At 57.7% G+C, this 21518-nt stretch carries 25 protein-coding genes and 1 pseudogene; 14 read left to right on the top strand and 12 right to left on the bottom strand.

Annotated features, from left to right (window positions below; all coding sequences use genetic code 11):
- Positions 1-392 precede the first annotated feature (392 nt).
- Together cydB and AC6RUA_RS20150 are read right to left on the bottom strand one after the other, a co-directional pair.
- Positions 393-1394: a cytochrome d ubiquinol oxidase subunit II gene (gene cydB, locus AC6RUA_RS20155; RefSeq protein WP_499816263.1), complete on the bottom strand. Its 1002-nt coding sequence runs from the start codon at positions 1392-1394 to the stop codon at positions 393-395.
- Positions 1387-2811: a cytochrome ubiquinol oxidase subunit I gene (locus tag AC6RUA_RS20150; RefSeq protein ID WP_499816262.1), complete on the bottom strand. Its 1425-nt coding sequence runs from the start codon at positions 2809-2811 to the stop codon at positions 1387-1389. Before AC6RUA_RS20150 ends, cydB begins: the two co-directional genes overlap by 8 nt.
- 241 nt (positions 2812-3052) lie before the next feature.
- Between AC6RUA_RS20150 and AC6RUA_RS20145 the strand changes: the two genes are divergently transcribed.
- The 6 genes from AC6RUA_RS20145 to AC6RUA_RS20120 all read left to right on the top strand — a co-directional run bounded on the left by AC6RUA_RS20145 (position 3053) and on the right by AC6RUA_RS20120 (position 7255).
- On the top strand, positions 3053-3592 hold the full coding sequence (locus AC6RUA_RS20145; protein ID WP_499816261.1) for a plastocyanin/azurin family copper-binding protein: 540 nt from the start codon (positions 3053-3055) through the stop codon (positions 3590-3592).
- A 207-nt stretch (positions 3593-3799) separates the two neighbouring features.
- The gene (locus AC6RUA_RS20140) at positions 3800-4774 is read left to right on the top strand and encodes a transcription initiation factor IIB (RefSeq protein ID WP_499816260.1); all 975 of its coding nucleotides are present in this window, start codon (positions 3800-3802) and stop codon (positions 4772-4774) included.
- Complete coding sequence (locus tag AC6RUA_RS20135; protein ID WP_499816259.1) at positions 4774-5064, top strand: transcriptional regulator; 291 nt, start codon at positions 4774-4776, stop codon at positions 5062-5064. Before AC6RUA_RS20140 ends, AC6RUA_RS20135 begins: the two co-directional genes overlap by 1 nt.
- A 96-nt stretch (positions 5065-5160) precedes the next feature.
- Entirely contained in the window at positions 5161-5538 is a 378-nt protein-coding gene (locus AC6RUA_RS20130) for a helix-turn-helix domain-containing protein (protein WP_499816258.1), read from the top strand.
- Positions 5535-5813, top strand: a complete 279-nt coding sequence (locus AC6RUA_RS20125; RefSeq protein WP_499816257.1) for a DUF7521 family protein — start codon at positions 5535-5537, stop codon at positions 5811-5813. The genes AC6RUA_RS20130 and AC6RUA_RS20125 overlap by 4 nt, the downstream gene beginning before the upstream one ends.
- 215 nt (positions 5814-6028) lie before the next feature.
- Positions 6029-7255 (top strand): FAD-dependent monooxygenase, encoded by a 1227-nt coding sequence (locus AC6RUA_RS20120; RefSeq protein ID WP_499816413.1) that lies wholly within the window; start codon positions 6029-6031, stop codon positions 7253-7255.
- 224 nt (positions 7256-7479) lie between these two features.
- Here the strand turns inward: AC6RUA_RS20120 and AC6RUA_RS20115 are convergent, their stop codons facing one another.
- The 3 genes from AC6RUA_RS20115 to AC6RUA_RS20105 all read right to left on the bottom strand — a co-directional run bounded on the left by AC6RUA_RS20115 (position 7480) and on the right by AC6RUA_RS20105 (position 11534).
- On the bottom strand, positions 7480-8394 hold the full coding sequence (locus AC6RUA_RS20115) for a halocyanin domain-containing protein (RefSeq protein ID WP_499816412.1): 915 nt from the start codon (positions 8392-8394) through the stop codon (positions 7480-7482).
- Between the two features lie 115 nt (positions 8395-8509).
- The gene (locus AC6RUA_RS20110) at positions 8510-9652 is read right to left on the bottom strand and encodes a multicopper oxidase domain-containing protein (protein WP_499816411.1); all 1143 of its coding nucleotides are present in this window, start codon (positions 9650-9652) and stop codon (positions 8510-8512) included.
- 994 nt (positions 9653-10646) lie between these two features.
- Positions 10647-11534 carry a halocyanin domain-containing protein gene (locus AC6RUA_RS20105; protein ID WP_499816410.1) on the bottom strand — a complete coding sequence of 296 codons (888 nt, stop codon included), beginning with the start codon at positions 11532-11534 and terminating at the stop codon, positions 10647-10649.
- Between the two features lie 259 nt (positions 11535-11793).
- On the opposite strand from AC6RUA_RS20105, the gene nirK reads away from it, so the two are divergent.
- On the top strand, positions 11794-12882 hold the full coding sequence (nirK, locus tag AC6RUA_RS20100; protein ID WP_499816409.1) for a copper-containing nitrite reductase: 1089 nt from the start codon (positions 11794-11796) through the stop codon (positions 12880-12882).
- Positions 12883-12988: 106 nt separating this feature from the next.
- Here nirK and AC6RUA_RS20095 read toward each other — a convergent pair whose 3' ends face one another.
- Positions 12989-14065, bottom strand: coding sequence for a DoxX family protein (locus tag AC6RUA_RS20095; RefSeq protein WP_499816408.1), 1077 nt, complete (start codon positions 14063-14065; stop codon positions 12989-12991).
- Positions 14066-14286: 221 nt separating this feature from the next.
- Between AC6RUA_RS20095 and AC6RUA_RS20090 the strand changes: the two genes are divergently transcribed.
- The 3 genes and pseudogenes from AC6RUA_RS20090 (at position 14287) to AC6RUA_RS20080 (ending at position 15765) form a co-directional block, all read left to right on the top strand.
- Positions 14287-14610, top strand: a complete 324-nt coding sequence (locus tag AC6RUA_RS20090) for a CGCGG family putative rSAM-modified RiPP protein (protein ID WP_499816407.1) — start codon at positions 14287-14289, stop codon at positions 14608-14610.
- A 161-nt stretch (positions 14611-14771) separates the two neighbouring features.
- Positions 14772-15047: pseudogene (locus tag AC6RUA_RS20085) on the top strand (NifU family protein); the annotation flags it as partial.
- 124 nt (positions 15048-15171) lie between these two features.
- Positions 15172-15765, top strand: coding sequence for a DUF7998 family protein (locus AC6RUA_RS20080; RefSeq protein WP_499816406.1), 594 nt, complete (start codon positions 15172-15174; stop codon positions 15763-15765).
- Positions 15766-15839: 74 nt separating this feature from the next.
- On the opposite strand, the gene AC6RUA_RS20075 is transcribed toward AC6RUA_RS20080, so the two are convergent.
- The 4 genes from AC6RUA_RS20075 to AC6RUA_RS20060 all read right to left on the bottom strand — a co-directional run bounded on the left by AC6RUA_RS20075 (position 15840) and on the right by AC6RUA_RS20060 (position 18849).
- Positions 15840-16151 carry a cupin domain-containing protein gene (locus AC6RUA_RS20075; protein WP_499816405.1) on the bottom strand — a complete coding sequence of 104 codons (312 nt, stop codon included), beginning with the start codon at positions 16149-16151 and terminating at the stop codon, positions 15840-15842.
- A 181-nt stretch (positions 16152-16332) separates the two neighbouring features.
- A complete protein-coding gene (locus AC6RUA_RS20070; RefSeq protein ID WP_499816404.1) occupies positions 16333-17703 on the bottom strand; it encodes a hypothetical protein in 1371 nt (456 codons plus the stop codon).
- Positions 17704-17852: 149 nt separating this feature from the next.
- On the bottom strand, positions 17853-18350 hold the full coding sequence (locus tag AC6RUA_RS20065) for a halocyanin domain-containing protein (RefSeq protein ID WP_499816403.1): 498 nt from the start codon (positions 18348-18350) through the stop codon (positions 17853-17855).
- Positions 18351-18624: 274 nt separating this feature from the next.
- Positions 18625-18849 carry a hypothetical protein gene (locus AC6RUA_RS20060; protein WP_499816402.1) on the bottom strand — a complete coding sequence of 75 codons (225 nt, stop codon included), beginning with the start codon at positions 18847-18849 and terminating at the stop codon, positions 18625-18627.
- A gap of 207 nt (positions 18850-19056) precedes the next feature.
- On the opposite strand from AC6RUA_RS20060, the gene AC6RUA_RS20055 reads away from it, so the two are divergent.
- Positions 19057-19320 (top strand): DUF2249 domain-containing protein, encoded by a 264-nt coding sequence (locus AC6RUA_RS20055; protein ID WP_499816401.1) that lies wholly within the window; start codon positions 19057-19059, stop codon positions 19318-19320.
- Between the two features lie 13 nt (positions 19321-19333).
- Here AC6RUA_RS20055 and AC6RUA_RS20050 read toward each other — a convergent pair whose 3' ends face one another.
- Complete coding sequence (locus AC6RUA_RS20050) at positions 19334-19567, bottom strand: DUF2249 domain-containing protein (RefSeq protein ID WP_499816400.1); 234 nt, start codon at positions 19565-19567, stop codon at positions 19334-19336.
- Between the two features lie 49 nt (positions 19568-19616).
- Complete coding sequence (locus tag AC6RUA_RS20045) at positions 19617-19853, bottom strand: DUF2249 domain-containing protein (protein WP_499816399.1); 237 nt, start codon at positions 19851-19853, stop codon at positions 19617-19619.
- A gap of 141 nt (positions 19854-19994) precedes the next feature.
- Between AC6RUA_RS20045 and AC6RUA_RS20040 the strand changes: the two genes are divergently transcribed.
- The 3 genes from AC6RUA_RS20040 to AC6RUA_RS20030 all read left to right on the top strand — a co-directional run bounded on the left by AC6RUA_RS20040 (position 19995) and on the right by AC6RUA_RS20030 (position 21456).
- Positions 19995-20651: a helix-turn-helix domain-containing protein gene (locus AC6RUA_RS20040; RefSeq protein WP_499816398.1), complete on the top strand. Its 657-nt coding sequence runs from the start codon at positions 19995-19997 to the stop codon at positions 20649-20651.
- A 155-nt stretch (positions 20652-20806) separates the two neighbouring features.
- Positions 20807-21181: a helix-turn-helix domain-containing protein gene (locus tag AC6RUA_RS20035; RefSeq protein ID WP_499816397.1), complete on the top strand. Its 375-nt coding sequence runs from the start codon at positions 20807-20809 to the stop codon at positions 21179-21181.
- The gene (locus tag AC6RUA_RS20030) at positions 21178-21456 is read left to right on the top strand and encodes a DUF7521 family protein (RefSeq protein ID WP_499816396.1); all 279 of its coding nucleotides are present in this window, start codon (positions 21178-21180) and stop codon (positions 21454-21456) included. Before AC6RUA_RS20035 ends, AC6RUA_RS20030 begins: the two co-directional genes overlap by 4 nt.
- The last annotated feature ends 62 nt before the right edge of the window (positions 21457-21518 follow it).

The following is a 21518-nucleotide window of genomic DNA, read 5'->3' as shown; positions in this document are numbered from 1 at the left end:
CTGATTCAATCGAATTCGGGGCGGGTCGTGGATCTACATTGGAGGTGCCTCAACTGGGACCAGTGTCTGGACTCAGTTCGTGCGCAATCCATCGTTTGATGAGTTCGTTCACGTTGTAGAAGAGAATCCCGAGCGAGAGGAGTGTCGTAACGAGATAGACGATCAGTCCCGGTGGACCACCGACGGAGGTCCCAAGGACACCGCCTGTCAGACCGACGACCGTGACTTCGATCCAGGTCACGAGAATCCGAGACACCAACTGTGGCTCGGTATCGGACCGTGACGACGTCATTGCTCCCACCCGCTCCCTCGCGCAGTTCGACCCCGTCCTCCTCCGTGAACGGGTGTGAGATTCGATGAGACGGTGGTTATGGAATCGGATTTTCGGGACATCAATAGGTCTCACCCGCTTCAACAGGCCCACTGAATGCTGAGTAGAGTACGACGAAATACCCGAGAACGATCGGGATGAGCACGCTCGCCATGATCGACATGAGATTGAGCGGGAGCGTGGAGACGATCGCGTCCTGAACAGTGAGGCCTGCTGCTCGGTTAATGTATGGGAACATGAGCGTGGCCAGGAGGCCGACGAGTGCGAACACGAGCGCGGCTGCAGTCCCGAACGCCACGTAGTATCGACGCCGACGGAAGGCGACGATATAGGCGACTGTGAGGACGCCAGTCGCGATTACGAGCATACCGACGAGCGGTGACTGGAACGACGCGCGCAACCCCGGAGTGGTCGCGTACGCGGTCCCCAGCGTGAGCACGGCGAGTCCCAGATAGCTTAGCGCGGCACGTACTCCATACGTACTGGCCTCTGCACGGAGGCTTCCGCGAGTCTTCAGGCCGAGAAACGCAGCTCCGTCGACGACGGTGAGCGCGACGACTGCGAGGCCACCGAGGATACCCGTGGCCGTGATGAGGCCGGGCGCTCCGAGCAGCCAGTTCATCACGAACAGCCCCAGCAGGAACGGTGTCATCGCGCTTCCGATGACGAACGCGGAACCCCAAAATCGCCGCCACTGGGTATCCTCACGTTCTTCGTACATCTCGGGGGCAAGTCCTCGAAGCCCAAGCGCGGCGAGAATCGCGAACATCAGCAGATAGTATCGGCTGAAGAGATTCGCATACACGGCCGGGAAGGCTGCGAACAGGGCCCCGCCGAAGACGACGAGCCAGACTTCGTTGCCGTCCCAGAACGGCCCGACGGCCGCGAGCAGTTGTTCTTTCTCGTGGTCGTCGTCGCGGGTGGCGAAGAGGATACCGACCCCGAAGTCGAAGCCGTCCAGGAAGAGGAACATCCCGAAGATGAAGAACAGGAGGACAAACCAGAGTTCTGCCAGCGGTAAGCCAAACAGCGGCTCGGCGGCAAGCGCGTCGATGTCAGTCACTCGTGGTCACCTCCGACTCAGGCGATTCCAAGCGGTCGAGGAGTTCGAGATCTTCACGTGCCGGCGGGCCGGCTCGAATGATGCGACCGACGACGTAGGTGTACAGTCCGAGTAGCAGCGCATACCCGGTGGCGAAGCCGAAAAGCGTGAAGGTCGCCTCCGTCGCCGTCAGTCCTGGAGAGACCCCTGCTGCGGTCTTCATGACGCCCTGGATGACCCAGGGCTGTCGGCCGACCTCCGTGACGATCCACCCGACCTCGACGGCGACGAAGCCCAAGAGTGAGGACGCCATCAGTGCTTTGTGGAGCAGATCGTCGTCGAACAGTTCGCCCCGCCACCAGCGATACGCGCCCCACCCTGCGAGCAGGATAAACCAGAATCCAAGGGCAACCATGATGCGGAACGCCCAGAAGACGATCGCGACTGGTGGTGCACGTGTGTCGAATGAATCGAGTCCCCGTATCGTGGCCTGTGCGTTCCCGCCGCTCGCGAGCCACGAGGCACCACCCGGAATTCCGATTCCGAAGAGATCCTTGGTTCGGGGGTTCAGAAGGTCGTTGACGTCCGTCGGGAAGGCGACGATGTACTCGGGAACGTACGATTCGGTCTCCCAGACGGCTTCCATCGCGGCGAACTTCTGGGGTTGGGTCTCGGCAACGTGACGCGCGTAGGCGTCGCCTTGTAGGACTTGAAGTGGCGCTGTGATGAGAAGTGCGACGAGCGCGATCTTGAGCGTCTTCTCCCAGAAGCTGATATGTTGGATCGGGTAGCCCCAGACGTGGTGGCGGAAGACGTAGTAGGCGGCGATACCCGCCATGAAGAGGGCGACCGATTCCACCGCAGCGTTCTGCATGTGGACGAACATATAGGGGAATCGTGGGTTGAGATACGCTGCGAAGGGGTCGGTGAGTTTCACGACGCGGTGGCCGTTTTCGACAACGATCTCGAACCCGCGAGGCGTCTGCATCCAGGAGTTCGCGATCAAGATCCAGACAGCCGAGAGCCACGTTCCGAGGCCGACGGCGATACTCGAGAGAAAGTAGAGGCGGTCCGAAACGCGATCCTGGCCGAAGACAAAGATACCGAGGAAGGTCGCTTCCAGCATGAACGCCATCATCCCTTCGAGCGCGAGCGGGCCGCCGAACAGCTCCCCGGCCGTCCGCGAGAACGCAGCGAAGTTCGTGCCGAACTCAAATTCAAGAACGAGACCGGTCACCGTGCCGACGACGAAACTCACGGCGAAAATTTTCGTCCAGAACCGACGCAATTGCTCGTAAATCGGTTGTTCGGTGCGGATCTCTTTCCATGTGAAGTAGATGAGGAAGGGCGCGAGCCCCATGCTCATCACCGGGAAGATAATGTGAACGATTGTGGTGAGCGCGAACTGGAGCCGGCTCGCGATGACCGGGTCAACCATCCACATCACCGCCGTGGCGCCATCGAATCGAGTACGTAGAGGGTCTTGCGGTGAAGGAGTGCGGGGATTGGTCGTCAGTTCGCTCTCGCCCTGCAGGCGGTCCCACGAAACCGGAAGGTACAGAGACGAATGGCTTAGCCATCGGTTGAATTTCGAGCGCAGGGACAGTCAATCGACGGCGGAGTCCCGAGGGGTGGGAATCCGCCAAAGTGGCCTATCTACACCATTCCGATGTCCAGGTATGGAGCGCCGACAGATCCTGAAGGCGGCCGGAGTGGCTGCAACCGCCGGTCTCACTGGGCTGGCTGGCTGTAGCAGTTCGAACCCTGACGCGAGCGGGGAGACAGACTCACCGACGAACGGGGGAACGAACACCGTTCTGATGGTCACAGAGGGAAGCGACTATTACTTCGATCCGATCGGGCTCCTCGTCGAATCCGGCAAATCGGTCACATTCGAGATCGACAGCGGAAGCCACTCTGCGACGGCGTACAAGAAGGGGACCGGACAAGCGTCAGTTACACGCATCCCAGGCGGGGCTGAAACCTTCGACAGTGGGATTCTCAGTGAACAGGGCGCAACGTTTGAACATACTTTCGAGACCGTAGGAACGTACGACTACTTCTGTACCCCGCACAAGGGTCTCGGCATGACCGGCCGCATCGTCGTCGGGGAACCCGGCGGCCCAGCTGAAGGGAGTATGCCGCCGGACGGAGATGTCCCCGAGAGCCAGACAATCGTTGACCAGGGAGCGGTGTCGTACAGCGACTTCTCTGGGTGACGACACCACACCATACACTGGCTGAAACTTTGCGAGAAGACGTATCTACATTTCTGAGCCAGCAGTTTTCATTTGGTCCTGGTAAATCATATTGGCGGATTCCCAAAGCCTGGGATTCCGCCGCATACTCTTCGACTGCCAACCCCCACCATTGCTAGAGAGACCCTTTCAGAGTGAACGAACATCGGTACTGAATCCCCAGTATTCATGACTAAAACTCAACTCGATATCGAAGACGGCCGCACAGATGACGGGCAGACGGTCACCGAATCTCAGCCCCTCTCATCGTGTCCGGAGTGCGACGGGCAGATTGTGCATGACGATGAACACGGAGAAACGACCTGCGAAGAGTGCGGCCTAGTCCTCAACGAGGATTCCATCGACCATGGGCCGGAGTGGCGGGCGTTCCATACCGATGAAAAAGACGAGAAAAGCCGCGTCGGCGCGCCAACCACCCAGCTCATGCACGATAAGGGACTCAGTACGACGATTAGCTGGCAAGATAAGGATGCGTACGGCCAATCGGTATCCGGGCGGAAGCGAGCCCGCCTCCAGCGCCTTCGCACGTGGGACGAACGGTTCCGAACGAAAGACGCCCACGAGCGGAATCTCAAACAGGCACTCGGCGAGATCAGTCGGATGGCATCTGCTCTCGATGTCCCGAACCCAGTTCGAGAAACGGCAGGAGCGATCTATCGACGGGCCGTCGAAGAAGATCTCCTACCTGGCCGGTCCATCGAAGGCATGGCAACAGCCGCACTGTACGCTGCAGCCAGACAACACGGGACGCCGCGACAGCTGGCTGAATTCGCTGAAGTCAGTCGTGTCGCAGAGATCCGAATTCAGCGCGCCTATCGATACGTCTCCAGGGAACTCGGACTAGAGATCGAACCAGCGGATCCATTAGAATACGTCCCCCAGTTCGCGTCAGCACTCGATGTAAGCGACGAGGCCGTCCGCCAAGCGCGCGATCTCCTTACCACGGCAAAGGCAGCGGGCGCACATAGTGGAAAAAGTCCTGCCGGTCTCGCCGCAGCCGCACTCTACGCGGCGACGCACCTCACGAACGAACAACTGACACAGGAGACGGTGAGTAACGCGGCCCACGTGAGCCGGGTCACGATTCGGAATCGCTACCAGGAACTGCTGGAGATCTACGCAGAGAGCGGGGGCTATGCGTGATGACCGAGCACGCAGAATCGCGTCAGGAAAAGGGAGCGACCGCTGGCCGAGCAACGGATGTGATGAGTGAAATTGGTCGTGAACTCGACCGGGAAGTCCTGGCCATACTCGGCGCGGAGTCGCCACTCTATGTCATGGACATCGCCCGTACTGCAGATCGCCATCCGATCACGGTCGACCAAACGTGTGCCCGACTCCATGAGCACGGCCAGATTTATCCGGTCGGTCGAGGCCTCTACGAGATTACTCACGATGGAGAACGACGGATCGGAGACGGCTCCGAGTCGTAGTCTCGGTGGAATGACAACGTTGGCAGACTGGTTCCACTCCCGGCCAGGGAAACCGTAATCGCATAGCATATCCCGAGTACCTGCCAAATTCAGACAATGGTGCGTGATTCAGCGTCATCTGAGGACACGCCATCACTTCAGGCAGTCCTTGATGCGCTGGACGACGCCGACTGCCGGGCAATCCTCCGTAAAACAGCTGAACCCATGACCGCAACCGAACTCATTGACACCTGCGACATCCCAAAATCGACATTGTACCGAAAGCTCGAACTCCTCAGCCAAGCCTCACTCGTCCATGAACAGGATACGATTAACCCCGGCGGTGGTCGAACAACGAAATACAAACGCGACTTCGACGACGTGACGATTTCCATGGACGAGGACGACAACTTCTCGGTGAGCGTCGAGCGGCCGCCACGGAACGCCGACGAACGGCTTGCAGACATCTGGTCGAAGATGGGGGACGAACTATGATCTGGGTGGAAACAGCTATCGTCGTCGTCAAGACGGTGATTCTACTCCTGGGCAGCGGGGTCACGTATATCGCGTTCAGAGCCTATCGGAATACGGGAACGCCATCGCTTCGCGTTCTCGGCATCGGGTTCGGTGTCATCACGTTCGGCGTGCTGCTCGCAGGGATCGCCCATCAAATCCTCTCGGTCTCCCTGGAGATGGGGATCCTGATCAATAGTATCCTCGTGGCAATTGGCCTGGCGATCGTCTTGTACTCGCTCTATCTCGAACGTTGATGACGACCACAACCAGAATTCCACTCCCTCTGAGAAGGTCAAACTCCATTCCCACTCGTGAACAGACTAGATGGAATACATTCGGGAACCAAGTGCAAGAACCGGTAGTCAGGAGTACCATGTCTTCGTTCAGGCTATATGGACACTCCGGTATTGTGGACGTGTGACGTCGACAGTACCAGCCACCAGACGAGCGGCCGTGACGAGGGAATCCAGTGACTGACTATTCGACTGATGTCGTCGTTGTCGGTGGGGGCCCCGCTGGCTGCGTCCTCTCCTACTTGCTCGCACGCAGTGGCGTGGAGACGACACTGGTCGAACGACAGCAGACACTCGATCGAGAGTTCCGCGGGTATGGCTTCCGTCCGCCGATTCCGACCCTCCTCGCCGAGATGGATCTCCGCGACGACATCGAATCACTCCCCCACGAGACGATCTCTCGGGGGACGCTCGTCGCCTACGGTCGGTCGTATCCCCTGTTCGAGTTTGACGACGAGCAGGTTATCCTGATGAAGCAACCACCGCTGCTTCGACGCATCGTTGCACGTGCCCGAGAGTACGACACCTTCTCGTTTCTCGACTCCACCACCGTGGATGGGTTCCTCCGTGACGACGGAACGATTTCGGGAGTCACGGCGACGACGCGACCGAGTGGTGAGCAGCTCACCATCCGGAGCCGCCTCGTGGTCGGGGCCGACGGGCGGTACTCAACGACCCGAGACGCTGCCGAGATCGACCTGCAGACAAAGGAGACGGGATCGGAAGTCGTCTGGTTCAGACTGCCCCGTGCAGCAGCAGATCTGTCGACACATCTCCGTATCGAACGAGAAGGGATTCTCGCGTACTCCCCACTGAGCAACCACGAGTCGCAGTACGGCTTGCTCATCCAGGAGGGTACATACCCAAAGATCCGTGACCACAGTATCGAGTCCTTTCGGAGGCAGGTCGCCGGTATCGAGCCCAGACTCGCAGACAGTGTCGGCCAGCACCTCACCTCGTTCGACCAGTGTGCATTACTGTCGATCCAGTCAGCGCTCGCTGAGCGCTGGGTCGTGGATGGGTTATTGCTCATCGGCGACGCCGCACATGTCGCCTCTCCCATCGGCGCCCAGGGAAACAACATGGCGATCCAAGACGCCGTCACCGCACATCGGATACTCACGCCAGTACTCAAACAAGAGACGGCTTCAGTATCGACCGACGTACTGCAGCGAGTTGAACGGATCCGCCGGCCAGTGATTGGAGAGGTACTCGAGAGCCAACAGTCAATGGGAGAGGGATTAACCCGGCTTCTCACGATTCACGACCACCTTCCCCGGTTCCTCCACGCACCGGTACTTCGAAGTGGCGCAGCGCTCGTGAGTCTAGCGACGAGATTTTCACGTCGCACTGAAACCGGTGCTGAACCACCGTCGGTCGATCGTCATCACTTTGTGGAATGATTTTCCGTTGGCTTGCCAGCAGACACAGATACTGCAGTTGGAGAAGAGAACCGTCATCTCTCAATGAAACGCAGTCCAAGTAGTTGTATCCTCTAGAGTTGATAGACAAGCGAACATATCTCAGATCCGTTCCTGACCGCCGTTACGCGACTGTATCGCGATACAACGCTCAAATCAGCACGAGGAATCCAACAAGTTCAGAGTCTAGATTGAATCTGCCTCTCCTACGATTTGGACTGGTGTTTTCGGGTCTTGCTCCGGGCACCGAACGCGAACATCGTGAATAACGTGCCAGCGAGTCCGAGCCCTCCACCGATGGCGAGCAGATCACCGAGTTCGGAATTCGACCCGCTGCTCGCCTGTGTGCCACCCACCGCGATTGCGCCTTTCATCCCCATCGCCTTGTGGGGGATGCAGGCATATTTCTGGATGCCTGGGTTCTCGATTGTTTGCTCGAACGTGAAGCTGGCTTTGTCGGTCATTTTGCTCTCGAAGCTCCCATCCTCAGCAGCGACGTTGTGCATACTGCCCTTTCCAGACCACTCCCAGATGATCTTCGTTCCGGGGTCGACGCGAACTGCAGGCGGATCGAAGGCGTAGCTGCCGTTGTTCCCTTCTGCACCGACAGTGATCGTCACTTCTGATTGCCCAGTTTTATCAACTGTTTTGGTGTAATTGCGGACGTCACTGAACCAGTCTCCGTACTCGGGTTCACTCGCCTGTCCCCCAGCTGCGTCCGTCGCCGCCCCGCTGCCCGACGGGTTTCCTACGACGATTGCACCCTTCATCCCCATCGCCTTGTGGGGTTGACAGGCGTACTTGACGATGCCAGTCTGCTCGACCGTATACGTGAAAGTATGGCCTGCTTCGTCGGTCATCTCGCTCTCGAACGCCCCGCCCTCGTCGACGACGTTATGCATACTCCCCTTCCCGGACCACTCCCAGACAACCTCAGTCCCGGGATCGACGCGGATCGCAACGGGGCCGAAGGCGTAATTGCCGTTATTTCCTTCCGCCCCGACGGTGACAGTCACAGACTGCTGCCCGGTCTTGTCGATGGTGCCGTCGTAATTACTCGTATTATCGAACCAGCCGCCGTAGTCCGATTCGTCGGCCGTCTGTGCTGCAACGGGATCCACTATGCTCGCAGCAACGCCCGCTGTCGCAGCGCCAGCGGCACCGCGCAGTACTGCTCTTCGAGTGGCGATCGGATCGGTAGATTGGATTGACATTGGTTTGAATTTTCGACGGTGGTTACTGGTCGTAGCCGGCGTACTGCATCAGCTGGCCGAAGATGTCCGTGTTCATGGCCTCCTTGTAGACGACCCCGGAGAGCATGCCGCCGGGGTAGAAGTTCCCGTTCATGACGTGGCTGACCTTGTGGCAGTGCATGAGATAGATTCCTGGATCAGCATCTGCGGTGAACTCGATGGTGTGACGTTCGGCGGGGGCGACGTTGCAGACGTCCATGTCGTGGCGGGCGGCCTCTGGGATGACGCCGCCGTCCTTCTCGACGCGCTGGAAGCGGTGATTGTGGATGTGCAAGGGGTGGCTCATGTAGCCGCCGTTGACCCAGTGTATCCGGACAGTGTCGCCCTGCTCGACGATCATCGGTGAGCCGTCCTCGGGGTGGAGCGTCCGGGGGGCAACCTTCCCGTTGACCGTGAACACATCGGGGTCGCGTGAGCGGGGGCTGTAAGAAGCGTCTTCCCCCGCCATCATGCGGTTGAGCCGGGAGTCCCAGTCTTTGACCGTCATGAAGTACTCCTTGTCGGCCTCCTCGTACCCTTTGGGATCAACGCGGAAGATGCCGTACATCCCCATGTCGATGTGCCGGTGAGTTTGGAAGTGACAGTGATAGAAGTGGGTACCCGGCACGTTCGCAGGGATGGTGTACGTGTGCTTCTCACCGGGATCGACCTGTATACCGGTCGTGGTAGGAACACCGTCGTCTCTCCAGGCCTTCCGGACGCCGTGGAAGTGCACTGTGTGTGGCCGACTGCCGTCCGTATTGTCGAGTGTGACTTCCATGTCATTCCCTTCAGTGGTGCGGATGATGGGTCCGGGCACACTCGGCGCGCGGTCGTCGGCTTGGAAGGCCCAGACGCGTGGGAGCGTTACCGGGCCGCCCATCGACTCGAGCGGGTGCGCCTCGTGCACGGCGGGCTGGGTCTTCAGGGTCACCGCGCCGCCTTGTTCGTCTACGTTGACGACCTGTGGCGGACTCGTCTTCGGGAGGTTCGGAGCTACCGTGTTCGCGGGCGTCGGTGACGATGGATTCGCCTGGCTTGTAGGTGCCTGACAGCCGGCTAACGCCGCTGCACCGGCACCACCGGTGGCTGCGAGGAACTCGCGTCGCGACAGTCCTGTTCCGGGTGCGCCGATCTGATCACTCATAGTACGAGTGGGCCTACGAAGACCCCGAAAATAGGGAGGTGTGCCAGTTCCTATTGCCTGAGAGGCCGAACGAATGTGTTCGGGTTTGCTTTTATACTGGCTTGTTGAGTAGAGGCTCAGTCAAGCTTGACTGGTACAGACCAAATTGCGCTTCAGGTAGTTTCTCGGCTGATCATCACAGTCCGTCGAATTCACTGACCGAAAGGACGAGTTCGCGTTCCCGTTCGAAACGATCTCGAGGAGGTGCCGAAGAAATTCCAGAGGCTCGATAGACGAACATCTTCGGCATAAGATATCTGGATCTATCGCCCGACTCTCTTGGTATGCTCCAAGACCAATCTGGACCCTGTGTTCTTGATTCAACCGACTCGCACTCTATCGGTTCTCGATGGCAAGCAATCTATGCCGTTGTCTGAGCCATATTCCAACGGATTAGGGCATGTTTGCTCCCATCCAGAGTACCTCCTCACAGCTGTCGGAGCGCTGACCGGCATTCTGCTCGGTAGTATTGAAGGCGTCGCGCTCGGAGCCGTTATGGGATTTTTCGTCGGAAAGACGCTCCAAAGTTTCATTTGGGCCGTTGTGAGCTAATGACCGATGAGTCCGCTGAGAACCACCCGCTTCTCGTCACACAGCAGAAATCTACATGGAGGTTAGACCTGCCCCCCGGCCATATGTCAAATTAATCTGAAGTACGGAGAAGCTCCCGAACTCGGAGATCACCGCGCTTTGAATACTGCGACGAGTAGATATGTGCAAAGCAGTACTCCAGCAAGTGCCACCAATTCTCCGAGTGTCACTATTACGGGAACCCGTCTGATGAGCCCGATAATCTGAATGAGCAACTCATCTCCAATACTAGTGGTCGAGATGAGTGCAGTCCGATCCGACGCATCCAGTAGTGTTCCGACGGCTGGGGGATAGACGATACCGTGCACGAATAGCGTAAGCCAGAAGAGCAGTCAGTGTACCTTCAAAAACGCCGAACCCCTAGCTAATCCTCGTCACGCTCACGGGACATCGCAACAAAGAGGGCGAATAGGGCGCCGGCCAGCCCGACGCCACCGAGGGCGGCGAGTTCGTCGTCGGTGACGCGGAGGAGCCCCTCGTAGGGGTCGCCGACGACGATAGCCCCACGCATCCCTTCCGCGTGATGAGGGTCACAGGAGTACTTGCTAACACCAACACCATCGAACACCATTCCGAAGTCACCCTTGGACTGCTCGGGACTCTCGTAGCTGTCGTCTTCAGCTGTGAACTTGTGCGGGCCGTCCTCACCCACCCACTCCCAGAGGACTTCCGTACCTGGATCGATCGCTACTGCGGCTGGCGAGATCGCGAAGCCACCGCCGTTACCCGCGGTGCCGACCTGGATCCGGACGAGTGAGCGACCACGCATGTCGACGGTCCGCCTGTAGTTATCGGTATGCGAGAACCAGCCACCGTAGTGGGGTTCCCGCGCGAGGTAGGTGATCTCGTCTGCGTCACCGGATTCGCCCGCCGCGGAATCGGCGTTCTCCAGACCAACGTCGGCATCGCCAACTATTACGGCGCCTTTCATCCCCATCACCTCGTGGGGGCTGCAGGCGTACGTGGAGACTCCCTCGGCATCAAAGGTGTGCTCGAACTGGTGACCAGACGTGTCGACCATCTCGCTGGCGTAGCTGCCGTCCGCTGCGGTGACGTCGTGCGCACCGCCATCACCGGTCCATTCCCAGCGGACGGTCGTACCGGGGTCGACCCGAAGGCAAGCGGGGTCGAAGGCGAACGCCCCGCCATTGCCGTCTGCACCGACTCGGATCAGGACGAGGCTTCGGCCGCGCTCGTCGACGACGCCGGTGTAGTTCGAGACGTTCGAAAACCAAGCCTCCAAGTCCGGCATCTCGGTCGCGGTCGCACGCCCGCTTGCACCGCCCACGAGCATACTAGAGGCAGCCAGCAGGGTCGCTGACTGCAGAAAGCGTCGGCGAGGCAGCGAGTGGCCCGTCGCCGGTACTGTCTCGGGAGTGGAACAGGTACTGTTCATACTTATTGTACAAGTGCGACGTACATAGGTCAGAACGCCAATTCCCAGGGTTTGAGAGCCATATATCAGTTATATACTGTTTTCTGAGTTATATCTATTCAGAGGTCAACCACGCATGTCCTACACCACTACTCGTCGTCGCGTCCTGCAGGGAGTCGGTCTCGGTGGGACGATGGCGCTTGCAGGTTGCGTCGTCGGCAGTCCCATGAACAATGTCCAGACTCGGCCGATGTCCCTGGACGCTGACCAGCCCGCATCCCTCGGTGCCGCGAAACCGGTTGACGTCGAACGGATCGCTGCCGATCCACGTGATATTCCCGCTCCAATCGAGCGCTCAGAGCCTGCCACGGTCGAAGTCGAACTCGAGACGCTGGAACTGGTCGCCGAGGTCGAACCGGGTGTGACGTTCAGCTACATGACGTTCAATGGGCAGATTCCAGGCCCGCTCATCCGTACTCGCGTGGGTGACACAGTGGACGTCACCATCCACAATAACGAGAACAACTCGATGCCACACAACGTCGACTTCCACGCTTGCCGTGGTCCCGGCGGGGGAGCCGAGGCGACGCTGGTCAACCCAGGCGAGACGAAACGACTCAGCTTCAAGGTCACCTATCCGGGCGCGTTCATCTACCACTGTGCGGTAGCGAACGTCGACTACCACATCTCAAGCGGGATGTTCGGCATCATCCTCGTCGAACCGGAGGCGGGGCTCCCCGAGGTGGACCACGAGTTCTACCTCGGTCAGCACGAACTCTACACGAATGGAAACACGGGACAGAAGGGCCACCACGAGTTCGATTTCGCGCGAATGGCGATGGAAGATCCGACGTACGTCCTGATGAACGGCGAGAAGTACGCCATTACACCGGACAACTACGCCGAGATGAACGTGAAGACGGGCGAAACCGCCCGTATCTTCTACGGAGTGGGTGGGCCAAACTTGTTCAGCAGTTTCCACGCCATCGGCAGCGTCTGGGACGAGGTCTGGGAACAGGGCGCGCTCGCCAGCGAACCGATGCGCTACGTCCAGACGACGCCGGTCCTCCCCGGGAGCGCCTGCGTCGCGACGATGTCGTTCCCTGTGCCAGGAGACTTCAAACTGGTCGACCACGCACTTTCGCGAGTCGCACGCAAGGGCGCGCTCGCAGTCGTCACTGCCGAAGGACCGGAGAATCCAGAGGTGTTCGATCCGATCGAATGACGAAACTGCGCGCCGTGCAAACCTCGATGATGACCAGGCCCTCTTGTTTGGTGGTCCCGAGTCGTGTGACGTGAACGCTCGTACGGCCAATGGAGTGTGACAGGCGCTAGTCGGCCATGCTGGGGCGCCGCGAGTCCGCCTCCGTCGGTTGAAGTCGGTTATCGAGTGCCAGTGGTCCACTCCCCGTGATGAGCAGGACAGACACCAGCCCGTACAGTGAAAGATGCGCCAGGACGGGGTCGTCCGGCAGGCCGAACAGCGTCGTCGTAAACAGCAGGAACGCAACCAGTGAAAACCCGCGAGTGAACAGTCCGAGCAGCAAGACGATGCCGACCGCGATTTCAGTTACTCCCGCGCCAACTACCCACAGCTCCGGTGGGGCAGGTACCACCGCCGTCAGGTCATATTTGTCGACAACCGCGAGGGCTGACTGCGGGGACATGAGTTTCTGGACAAATCCGAGATAGACGAAATTCAACCCGAGACTCACACGGAGCAGCGTTGGCAGGTACACCTTATAATCGACGACAAGGTGTTGGAACCAGACGGCGATCCGATGGATAGGGTCGATCCGTCCGTACACTGTACTGTCGGCTGCAGCGACGCGCTGGAGAACGTCATCAGCTGACGGCCGTCCGGCGCCGAGCAGGATAATGGCCAAGAATCCGCCCACAAACTCGTTGGCAAGCAGGATGCGCGGATCAACCGCGAGGCCGACGACGTAGGCAACCAACCCGATCGCGGCGACTGCACGCGTTGCAAGGCCAAACAGCAACAGGAAGCCGATACCGATCTGGAGCAACCGTGCCTCGATGGGTACGGCTGGGCTGAAATAGTAGCCTGCAAAGCCTGCACCGACCAGCGGGAAGCCAATACTGATGCGCAAGAGCCATGGAACGAGGTCAGTGTACTCTTTCATCGTTGCCCGAAACTCCGCGATGTCACGGGGGAACGGCCTGACGAGGATCCAACCGGCAAGCAGTCCCACGAGTCCCACCGCACCTGCGGCTAAGAGGACAGCATTCAGCGGGTCCGAAACCGTCGCAATGACGAACTGGATCGCCTCGCCGATCGTCTCTGGGTTTGCGTCGACCACGTAATCGACGTGGGCGGTGGCAATCCCGCTCAGGAATATCGTTGCCGCTCCTATCGGGATTGCGCTGCGAGCTATTCGTCGTATCACGTCTTCTAGCAGAGACACTGGATGTATAATCGTCTCGGAGAAAGCTTCCGATGGGCACCACGCCAACGGAAGAACGAACTAGAAGCGCAGATTCACAATGTCGAAGAAACTGCAGGACATGGATTCCTCCGGTTGGCTTTCGATGTACCCACCGTACATCTTCTAGCCGAAGATGTTCGGGCTCGTTACTTTCACTACTCGTACCCTTCCTCTAGACGAAGATGAGTACCTCTCACGACCACGATCACGGACACAGTAAAGCTGAACCTGTCACCGACCGCATGCACGATAACTCGTGGTCGGCAAATCTCGAAAAACCGCAGCACGCTGCCGATATTGATCTCGTCATTTCACAGGCCATCGACGCGATCGAATACACTGAATCGGGACACCACGTCAATCTCGTCACGCATGGTGACCATGGCCATCCCTCCGAGTACCTCTTTAGCGCCCTCGATGAGAGGACCGATGCCAACGGTGTGGAATGGGAATACATCCAGCAATGCGGTTGCGGGGGCCACGTCACTCGTGTCCACGTCAAGTAAACCACTTCTCCCTACTCATCCCTCTCCGTTGCACTTAGAGGAGAGACTCCGCACTACTCCGTAGATTGGAGTCGGATGCTGGTTCTCGATTGTGTTGAATGGGAAACAGAGTGAAGATGTTCGGGCGAACTGATTCCCCCTCTGTCGTTCAGGTTGTAGCTATGGAGGCTGATACTTCGACTACCTCGAATGAGGTCACAGAAGAGGCGGAACCATTAGTAGAGGAAGTGGCGTCGTTCTTGCGACGGAACTTCCCTCAGATCGCGATGCACGGTGGGAACGCAGCCATACAAGATCTCGATCCCGAATCGGGTGAAGTGTGGATACAGCTGTCGGGTGCCTGTGGCGGATGCGGCATCTCGCCGATGACCACGCAGGCGATTCAAAGTCGGCTTCCAATGGACATCGCCGGGATTACCGAAGTTCATATCGCCACGGTGTGATTGCCGCTCCTTGTTCACTGGTGCAGTCTTGATCCCGCTTTCAGTGGCCTCGTTTTCGACCTGACCTGTGAACATGTCCGGGACCAACGATAGGACGGGCACATACGTAGGGTCGTACATGGCCGGCTTCCCCTCCCCCTTTGGTGGTACCAGTGATGACGGCGGGCTCTTCGACGAGTACGACGAATTCGTCCCGGAACATATTCCAGCCGCCGGAGAATTCCTCGAAGGCCACGCCATCCTTACGGGTGAGAACCACGTGAACTTCCACGAGATAACCCGTGAGCTGTTCGAAGAGCGGAAAGTCTACGATATGACGTTCAACTATAATCTGGCGCGATTAAACCTCGATACGCGACACGCGAACGCCGGCTATCGGTATGCAGAGGAGCGTAACGACGTATCCGTCCTCCGGGCTGAATTCACGCCGACGACCCCATTCTGTCCCCAGACGCATACGCTCACGATTGGTTCCTTCCGCGCGTGGAATGGCCTGTCGGACCGCCACGACTACGATCTCGTCCGTGTTCGAGCAGCTCGGATGCATCACCAGAGCGATGCGATTAACGATCAGCTCGAAGACATAGAAAACGACTTTCTCTCGACCGGGTCCGTCACGCATGTCCCCGACGGTGACGTTGAGTCGACTCCCATGGAACGCACCAGGCAGAACGAGCGGCCGAGCCGTGGTGGCCCAGACGCTCCTTTCTGAGAGATCGTCTTCCAAATGTGGTCTATCACTCGCAAACGGTCCAGACCGAGGCTGCTTCTTCCCTATGGACGCGATTACTCGGATCCGCCCGCTTTCGGGGCGAACACGACGACGGCCGTGCTTGGTTCAAATGCATAGGGTGAAATTTCGCACTCGCCACCGCATCGAACGAGCTGTCCTGGTTTCACTTCGTAGGTCTCGTCGTCCAAAGACAGATCTAGATATCCAGACACCAGGTGAAGCACGATGTTCGTTCCAGGATGGGTGTGCGGGGGAACACGATCACCCGTGTCCAACTGGAGGCGAACAGCCCGAGGGTGTCGTTCTTCGAATATTTCCGCGTGTGGTGCCTTCGTGAGGTCATCGAGGGTCGTAATTTCTGGCATGAGTACGATGATCTGGGATACCTGGGTACGGGTTCGGTGTTTGGATCACACTGCCCATCAGAATGGTCTGAGTTGTGAATGCTGGAAGGGCTATCGCTATTCTACATTTTCGCCGTCCACAGGGTTAGTATTCACCCGAACGTGTTCGCTATCAGTATCCGCCCCACCCACTGCTTCAGGGCTACCGACCATCGGCAGATTCAATCGAGTCTTCCGATGCGGCTCCCCGATCCGTCTGGCACGTACTGAAGAGGATTTCGGGGAGGGAATGTGGACTATGTTCTCGGATGACCCTCACGATATTGGTGAGGAAGAGAAGCGCACCGACCAACACCAGCAGTCCACCGATTGCAGCGCTCATCGACGGCAGCGGAAACAGATCGGACGCGATGAGTATTCCTGTCCCGCCCCCAAGTAGAACGAAATCGACGGCTGCAATCCAGTCACTGTAGAGATCATCAATCATCGGAACCGCCTCGTATCCTAACAAATCGCTGTAGCGGTGAACCCAGATGATGAACGGAATGATGTGGTAGAGAGTTCCGAAGATGACGAAGCCGATGATGCCCAAGACGAGCAGGTGGACCGTCCCTGGTGCGCCGAACAGTGTGTTTCGAGCCAGTGGGTCTGTAATCCAGGACGGCGCTGTGAGCACTGCCCAGAGCGCCATCGCGGGGGCCACGATAGCGTACCGGGAGAGCATCGGTGTCCAGTGGACCTGTGTTTCGTAGAGTCGTCTCCCGAGTATTACGCTGAATCCGAGGAGCGATATAATGATCAGCACTCCACCGATACGCGCGAGTGTCCCCGCGCCAATCAGTCGACCCGTCGCTAGGAGTACGACACCGATGGGGTAGCCCACCTCCTCGATTTTCCGCAACTGGAGATCGATCCCGTGGAGCTTGGTTTGCGTGAACATCGTCGCGAGCTGGTACAGGGCTCCTAGGATGGTCGTCAATACCGCCCCGAAAACGGCGAGTGTCGCATGGCTCTGTATCACCTCTTCACGCGACATCGAGAGCGAGGAGAACACAGGATGGACGAGATCGAGAGCGAGGAGAAAGCCGAGCGTGGTCAGGAAGAGGAAGAATCCGAGTGCGAGTGTGAAGTGCCGCTCGGTCACGTCGTACGACGAGAGCGACCAGAGGGTCCGACCGATATTATAGACGAACGTCCAAAATCCGAGTAGCATCGTACCTCCAAATATCGGTAGCCACGTCAGGCTGCCGCTGAGCAGGCTCGCAGCAAATCCGAGCAGGCCGAACGTGACCAACCACAGCTGCAGGGCCGAGAGGCGTTGAGAATGGAGCTGCGTGCCCGACCAGACCGGCACGAACTGCGTCATCGCACCCATGATCGTGATACAGACCCAGCCGGCGAGGAGGAGATGGACGTGGGCGAGGGTTATCAAGCCGGCCGTCACGTCAAATGCATCGCCGATACCGATGAGCGTCCCCAAGAGTAAAAATCCGAGTCCAACAACGAAGTGCCGGAGAGGGACCGTCATCGGAGGCTGTTGCGTAGTTTCGAGATTTCCCGGAACGGTGCTCATATGTTAGATCCCGTTATCTGGGTTCCTCTGACTACTCCCGAACGGGTTCGTGTCGGTCTTCGCGGTGAGTTCACACCGAGTGGCCAGGCAGGCCGCAAACGATGTGATGCCACCGTTCGGATTTCCATGAATGAAGGCGGCAAAGGATGTCAATCAACGACGACGACGCCCTTCATTCCCATTGCCTTGTGGGGTGTACAGTAGTACTTGTAGGTACCGCTACTCTGGAAGGAGTGTTCGAACGTCGCGCCCTGCTCGCTTTGCATCTCGCTCTCGAAATTCCCGGCGTCATCGACGACGTTGTGCGAGCTGCCTTGTCCGGTCCACTTCCAGACGATGTTCGTTCCCGAAGCGATTTTGATCGCCGCTGGAGCGAACGCATATGCACCACCGTTCCCCTCAGCACCGACCTTCACAACGACGTCGTCGTTCCCGGTCTTATCAACGATACCGTTGTAGTTGCCGACGTCTTCCATCCATCCATCAAAATTCTTCGCCTCCGAGCTACCACCGCCCCCCTCGGTCGGAGTATTCTCTGCATTACTGTTGTCATTTTCATCCTGATTTTGCCCCCTGCTACTACAGCCAGCCAATAATGTCCCGGTCAACGTCACGCCGGTAGCTTGGATAACGGTTCGTCGATTCATCGACGGATCGTCCGTTGTCATTATAGCTGGACGTAGCAATCCCTATACCTCGGATATTCCCCCGAATATGTTCGACAGTCTCCGCTCAAGGAGGACTATTAGGGTATCCCCCTCGAAAATCTCCGCCGAACAGCGAGAGTTATCCGTCTTGATCAAACAGTTTGATAGCTGTCTGGACGGTATCATCCTCGTCCGAGGCGTGGTCCAACGCAGAGTGTGGAGCTGCGAGAATCTCATCGACGATCGCCGTTGCCATCTGTGAAATTATCCGATGCTACTTCGGCGTGACAGTGCCACATGCTTCAAGTCTGTCGAAAGCCGTCTGAAGCTCTCGTTTTCTGATGTCGTCTGCGCCAACTTGGATCGCTCTTTGGACTCTTTCTATCTCGTTCTTTTCCAGCTCGGAATCTGTCGTAGACGGTTCTTCGGTGGTATCCCTTCTCATAGCTCCCTCGGGAAAGGTCACGTCCGTATTTCTCTCCGTGATGTGTTCACCCATTGTCCGTCGTCTTCCCAGCCTCGCTCGCCATGAGACATGGTGCTTACTTCGCCCGGATTTGATTGCAGTACGGGAAAATCGACTGCCGAACGTATTCGTACTCGTGTTCCTGGGGCTTGTAGGAAACTCTGATAGAAGAATTGGTACGCACGAAAACAGAACATATTCGGGATAATCGTCTGGCTTGAGTGGCTCGAATACAGCTGTATGGTTGACGTGTCCGAGATTGTTGCGACAACCGCCGCACCTGCAGACCGCTCTCGGGAGACGTTGGATGCACGAGATCTCCCCCCACCGCAACCGCTGCAGAACACGCTCGAGCGACTTACTGAGCTCGATACCGATACTATTCTCGTCCAGTTGAATGACCGGGCACCCCAGCACCTGTATCCGAAACTCGAGGATCGGGGGTACACATACGAAACGAACAACGGGGACGAGGTGGTCGTGACAGTAATTTGGCGGGAGTAGTAGCGCTGGGCGACTACTTCTTCGGGAAGGTGGCGACGAACTCGTCGTCACTCCGGCGTTCGACATCGTACCCGTCTGCGTCGAAGTCTTCGACTTCGGCCTGCATCTCGTAGAAGAGCGGCTTCGGTTCGTGATCGTTGATCAGCGTCAGTGCGTCCCCACTCTCGAGATCGGCGAACGCGTCGTGGATTTTCGGGTGACGCTCGGCCGGAGGTATCTCACGGACGTCAAGGGTTTTCTCTGTCATGCACATTCGGGTTGTGGGCGCTCCGATGAGGTTATTGTTCCGAACATGTTCAGGCGTGGGTAATCGACACACGCCACTCGTCATCTCCGACACAGGACGTTTCGTAGGTGAAGCCCCGCTGTTCGAGTACGTTGTACAGTGGTTCAGGTTCGAAGCTGTTGACGAGCACGAGCGTCTTACCCTTTGGGAGTGCCTCCAGTTCGGCCATGATCTCGCTGAAGGGCTCACCGTCGATCTCCCGGGCATCCATTTCCCGTATCTCGTCATCAGCAGTATCCGTACTCATACATCACCACTTAGACTGGGTAGATAAACGCGTTCACCCGATGATGTTCGGACACATGCCCTCTCGACCACTCCCATCGTGGACGAACATGTTCGGCACTACTAATTGGTGCGGCAGGCGAATATATTCGAACGAACACTGATGCCACAGGCCAATATCACCATTACGATTCCAGAGGGTATCTGGATCGGCGACATCTCGCGTGAGTATTCAAACGCAAGTATCCGCATCCTAGCCGCCCTCACGGACGATGGCTCGGGGGTGGGACTCACCGAAATAATAGCTACCGACTTACAGGACATCATCGCCGACATCCAGGCCAGTGAATCAGTGACTGAACTCGAGATCTTACAACAATACGAGAACACGGTCTTGATTCAGTTCGAGACTACGATGCCTCTGCTCCTCCTGCCAGTCCAGGACTCCGGCGTCCCCCTCGAGATGCCGTTCACGATCGAAGACGGGAACGCCGAGTGGGAGATCACTGCCCCACAACACCGGCTCTCAGAACTCGGTGAGCAACTTAGTGAGTTCGGTATCCCCTTCACAGTGAACGAGATTCACCAGCATATAGAACCCGAGCAGCTGCTGACTGATCGGCAATTACGGCTCGTAAACGCCGCTGCCGAACATGGGTACTATGATACGCCTCGACAGTGTTCTCTCACCGAACTCGCTGAGGAAATCGATCTCGCCAAATCGACGTGCAGCGAAACGCTTCATCGCGCAGAGGAGAAAATCATCAAACAGTTCCTCGAAAACCTCGACGATACTACTATCGAATCGCTACACCAATGACATGGCTCGACACATCCCCCGCGCGCAAGCTCCCTCAATCAGGGACACCCAACAGACAATGTCGGAACTCTCTCGTCAGAAGTACACCCCTACTATCCTGAATCATGATTAGCCAATTTACAACACACAGTTCCCATCATTCCTACACAACAACCATGGGACGTGATCCGTTCGCTCCAGATGCTCCCGAGCTCCAAGATGTTCTGGACGCGCTGGATGATCCAACTTGCCACGCGATCCTTGAGCAACTGGAACACCCCATGACGGCGAGTGAACTTTCGGAGACATGTGACATCCCTGAGTCAACGATGTATCGCAAACTCGAACTCCTAAGTGACGCCTCGCTAGTCGAGGAACAGATCGAAATCAGATCAGATGGCCGGCACACGACGCGATATGTTCTCAACTTCGACGAAGTCCGAATCTCCCTCAACGACGACCGCTCCCTTAATGTTGCAATCAAACGCCGTTCACAGACACCAGAAGAGAGGCTTTCCGAACTGTGGTCGGAAGTACGGAAAGAAACATGAACCTCAGTATCACCACCGCCGTCGTCATCCTCAAAACGCTCACACTCGTGCTTGGCGGATCGATCACCTTCTACGCCTTTCGAGCCTACCGACGCACTAAATCGACCGCACTTCGGGCCCTCACCTTTGGTTTCGGTGCAGTTACTCTCGGAGCCATCCTCGCTGGTATCGTTGATCAGCTGCTGCCTCTCGACCCAAATCTCGCTCTAGTCGTCGAAAGTCTATTCACCACTATTGGGTTCGCGATTATCCTTTACTCGCTCTACGTCGACTGACGTTACCGACCGGCCTTTCGCATACAAATCTTCTAAGTTACAAAGTTCAAGTATTGTAGGAA

This window comes from Halorarum sp. SLYT50 (assembly GCF_059821265.1).
The sequence above is the reverse complement of the archived record's forward strand: the minus strand, read 5'-3'. Positions and strand labels throughout refer to the sequence as shown.

Coding starts and splice junctions, on each gene's coding strand:
- AC6RUA_RS20105 (WP_499816410.1), bottom strand. CDS start 11,534: ATGCCGGACTTGGAGGCTTGGTTTTCGAACGTCTCGAACTACACCGGC.
- AC6RUA_RS20035 (WP_499816397.1), top strand. CDS start 20,807: ATGGGACGTGATCCGTTCGCTCCAGATGCTCCCGAGCTCCAAGATGTT.
- AC6RUA_RS20150 (WP_499816262.1), bottom strand. CDS start 2,811: ATGGTTGACCCGGTCATCGCGAGCCGGCTCCAGTTCGCGCTCACCACA.
- AC6RUA_RS20130 (WP_499816258.1), top strand. CDS start 5,161: ATGGTGCGTGATTCAGCGTCATCTGAGGACACGCCATCACTTCAGGCA.
- AC6RUA_RS20040 (WP_499816398.1), top strand. CDS start 19,995: ATGCCACAGGCCAATATCACCATTACGATTCCAGAGGGTATCTGGATC.
- AC6RUA_RS20145 (WP_499816261.1), top strand. CDS start 3,053: ATGGAGCGCCGACAGATCCTGAAGGCGGCCGGAGTGGCTGCAACCGCC.
- AC6RUA_RS20135 (WP_499816259.1), top strand. CDS start 4,774: ATGACCGAGCACGCAGAATCGCGTCAGGAAAAGGGAGCGACCGCTGGC.
- AC6RUA_RS20080 (WP_499816406.1), top strand. CDS start 15,172: ATGGCCGGCTTCCCCTCCCCCTTTGGTGGTACCAGTGATGACGGCGGG.
- AC6RUA_RS20125 (WP_499816257.1), top strand. CDS start 5,535: ATGATCTGGGTGGAAACAGCTATCGTCGTCGTCAAGACGGTGATTCTA.
- AC6RUA_RS20090 (WP_499816407.1), top strand. CDS start 14,287: ATGAGTACCTCTCACGACCACGATCACGGACACAGTAAAGCTGAACCT.
- AC6RUA_RS20075 (WP_499816405.1), bottom strand. CDS start 16,151: ATGCCAGAAATTACGACCCTCGATGACCTCACGAAGGCACCACACGCG.
- AC6RUA_RS20065 (WP_499816403.1), bottom strand. CDS start 18,350: ATGAATCGACGAACCGTTATCCAAGCTACCGGCGTGACGTTGACCGGG.
- AC6RUA_RS20045 (WP_499816399.1), bottom strand. CDS start 19,853: ATGAGTACGGATACTGCTGATGACGAGATACGGGAAATGGATGCCCGG.
- AC6RUA_RS20070 (WP_499816404.1), bottom strand. CDS start 17,703: ATGAGCACCGTTCCGGGAAATCTCGAAACTACGCAACAGCCTCCGATG.
- AC6RUA_RS20030 (WP_499816396.1), top strand. CDS start 21,178: ATGAACCTCAGTATCACCACCGCCGTCGTCATCCTCAAAACGCTCACA.
- AC6RUA_RS20050 (WP_499816400.1), bottom strand. CDS start 19,567: ATGACAGAGAAAACCCTTGACGTCCGTGAGATACCTCCGGCCGAGCGT.
- AC6RUA_RS20140 (WP_499816260.1), top strand. CDS start 3,800: ATGACTAAAACTCAACTCGATATCGAAGACGGCCGCACAGATGACGGG.
- nirK (WP_499816409.1), top strand. CDS start 11,794: ATGTCCTACACCACTACTCGTCGTCGCGTCCTGCAGGGAGTCGGTCTC.
- AC6RUA_RS20060 (WP_499816402.1), bottom strand. CDS start 18,849: ATGGGTGAACACATCACGGAGAGAAATACGGACGTGACCTTTCCCGAG.
- AC6RUA_RS20110 (WP_499816411.1), bottom strand. CDS start 9,652: ATGAGTGATCAGATCGGCGCACCCGGAACAGGACTGTCGCGACGCGAG.
- AC6RUA_RS20055 (WP_499816401.1), top strand. CDS start 19,057: ATGGTTGACGTGTCCGAGATTGTTGCGACAACCGCCGCACCTGCAGAC.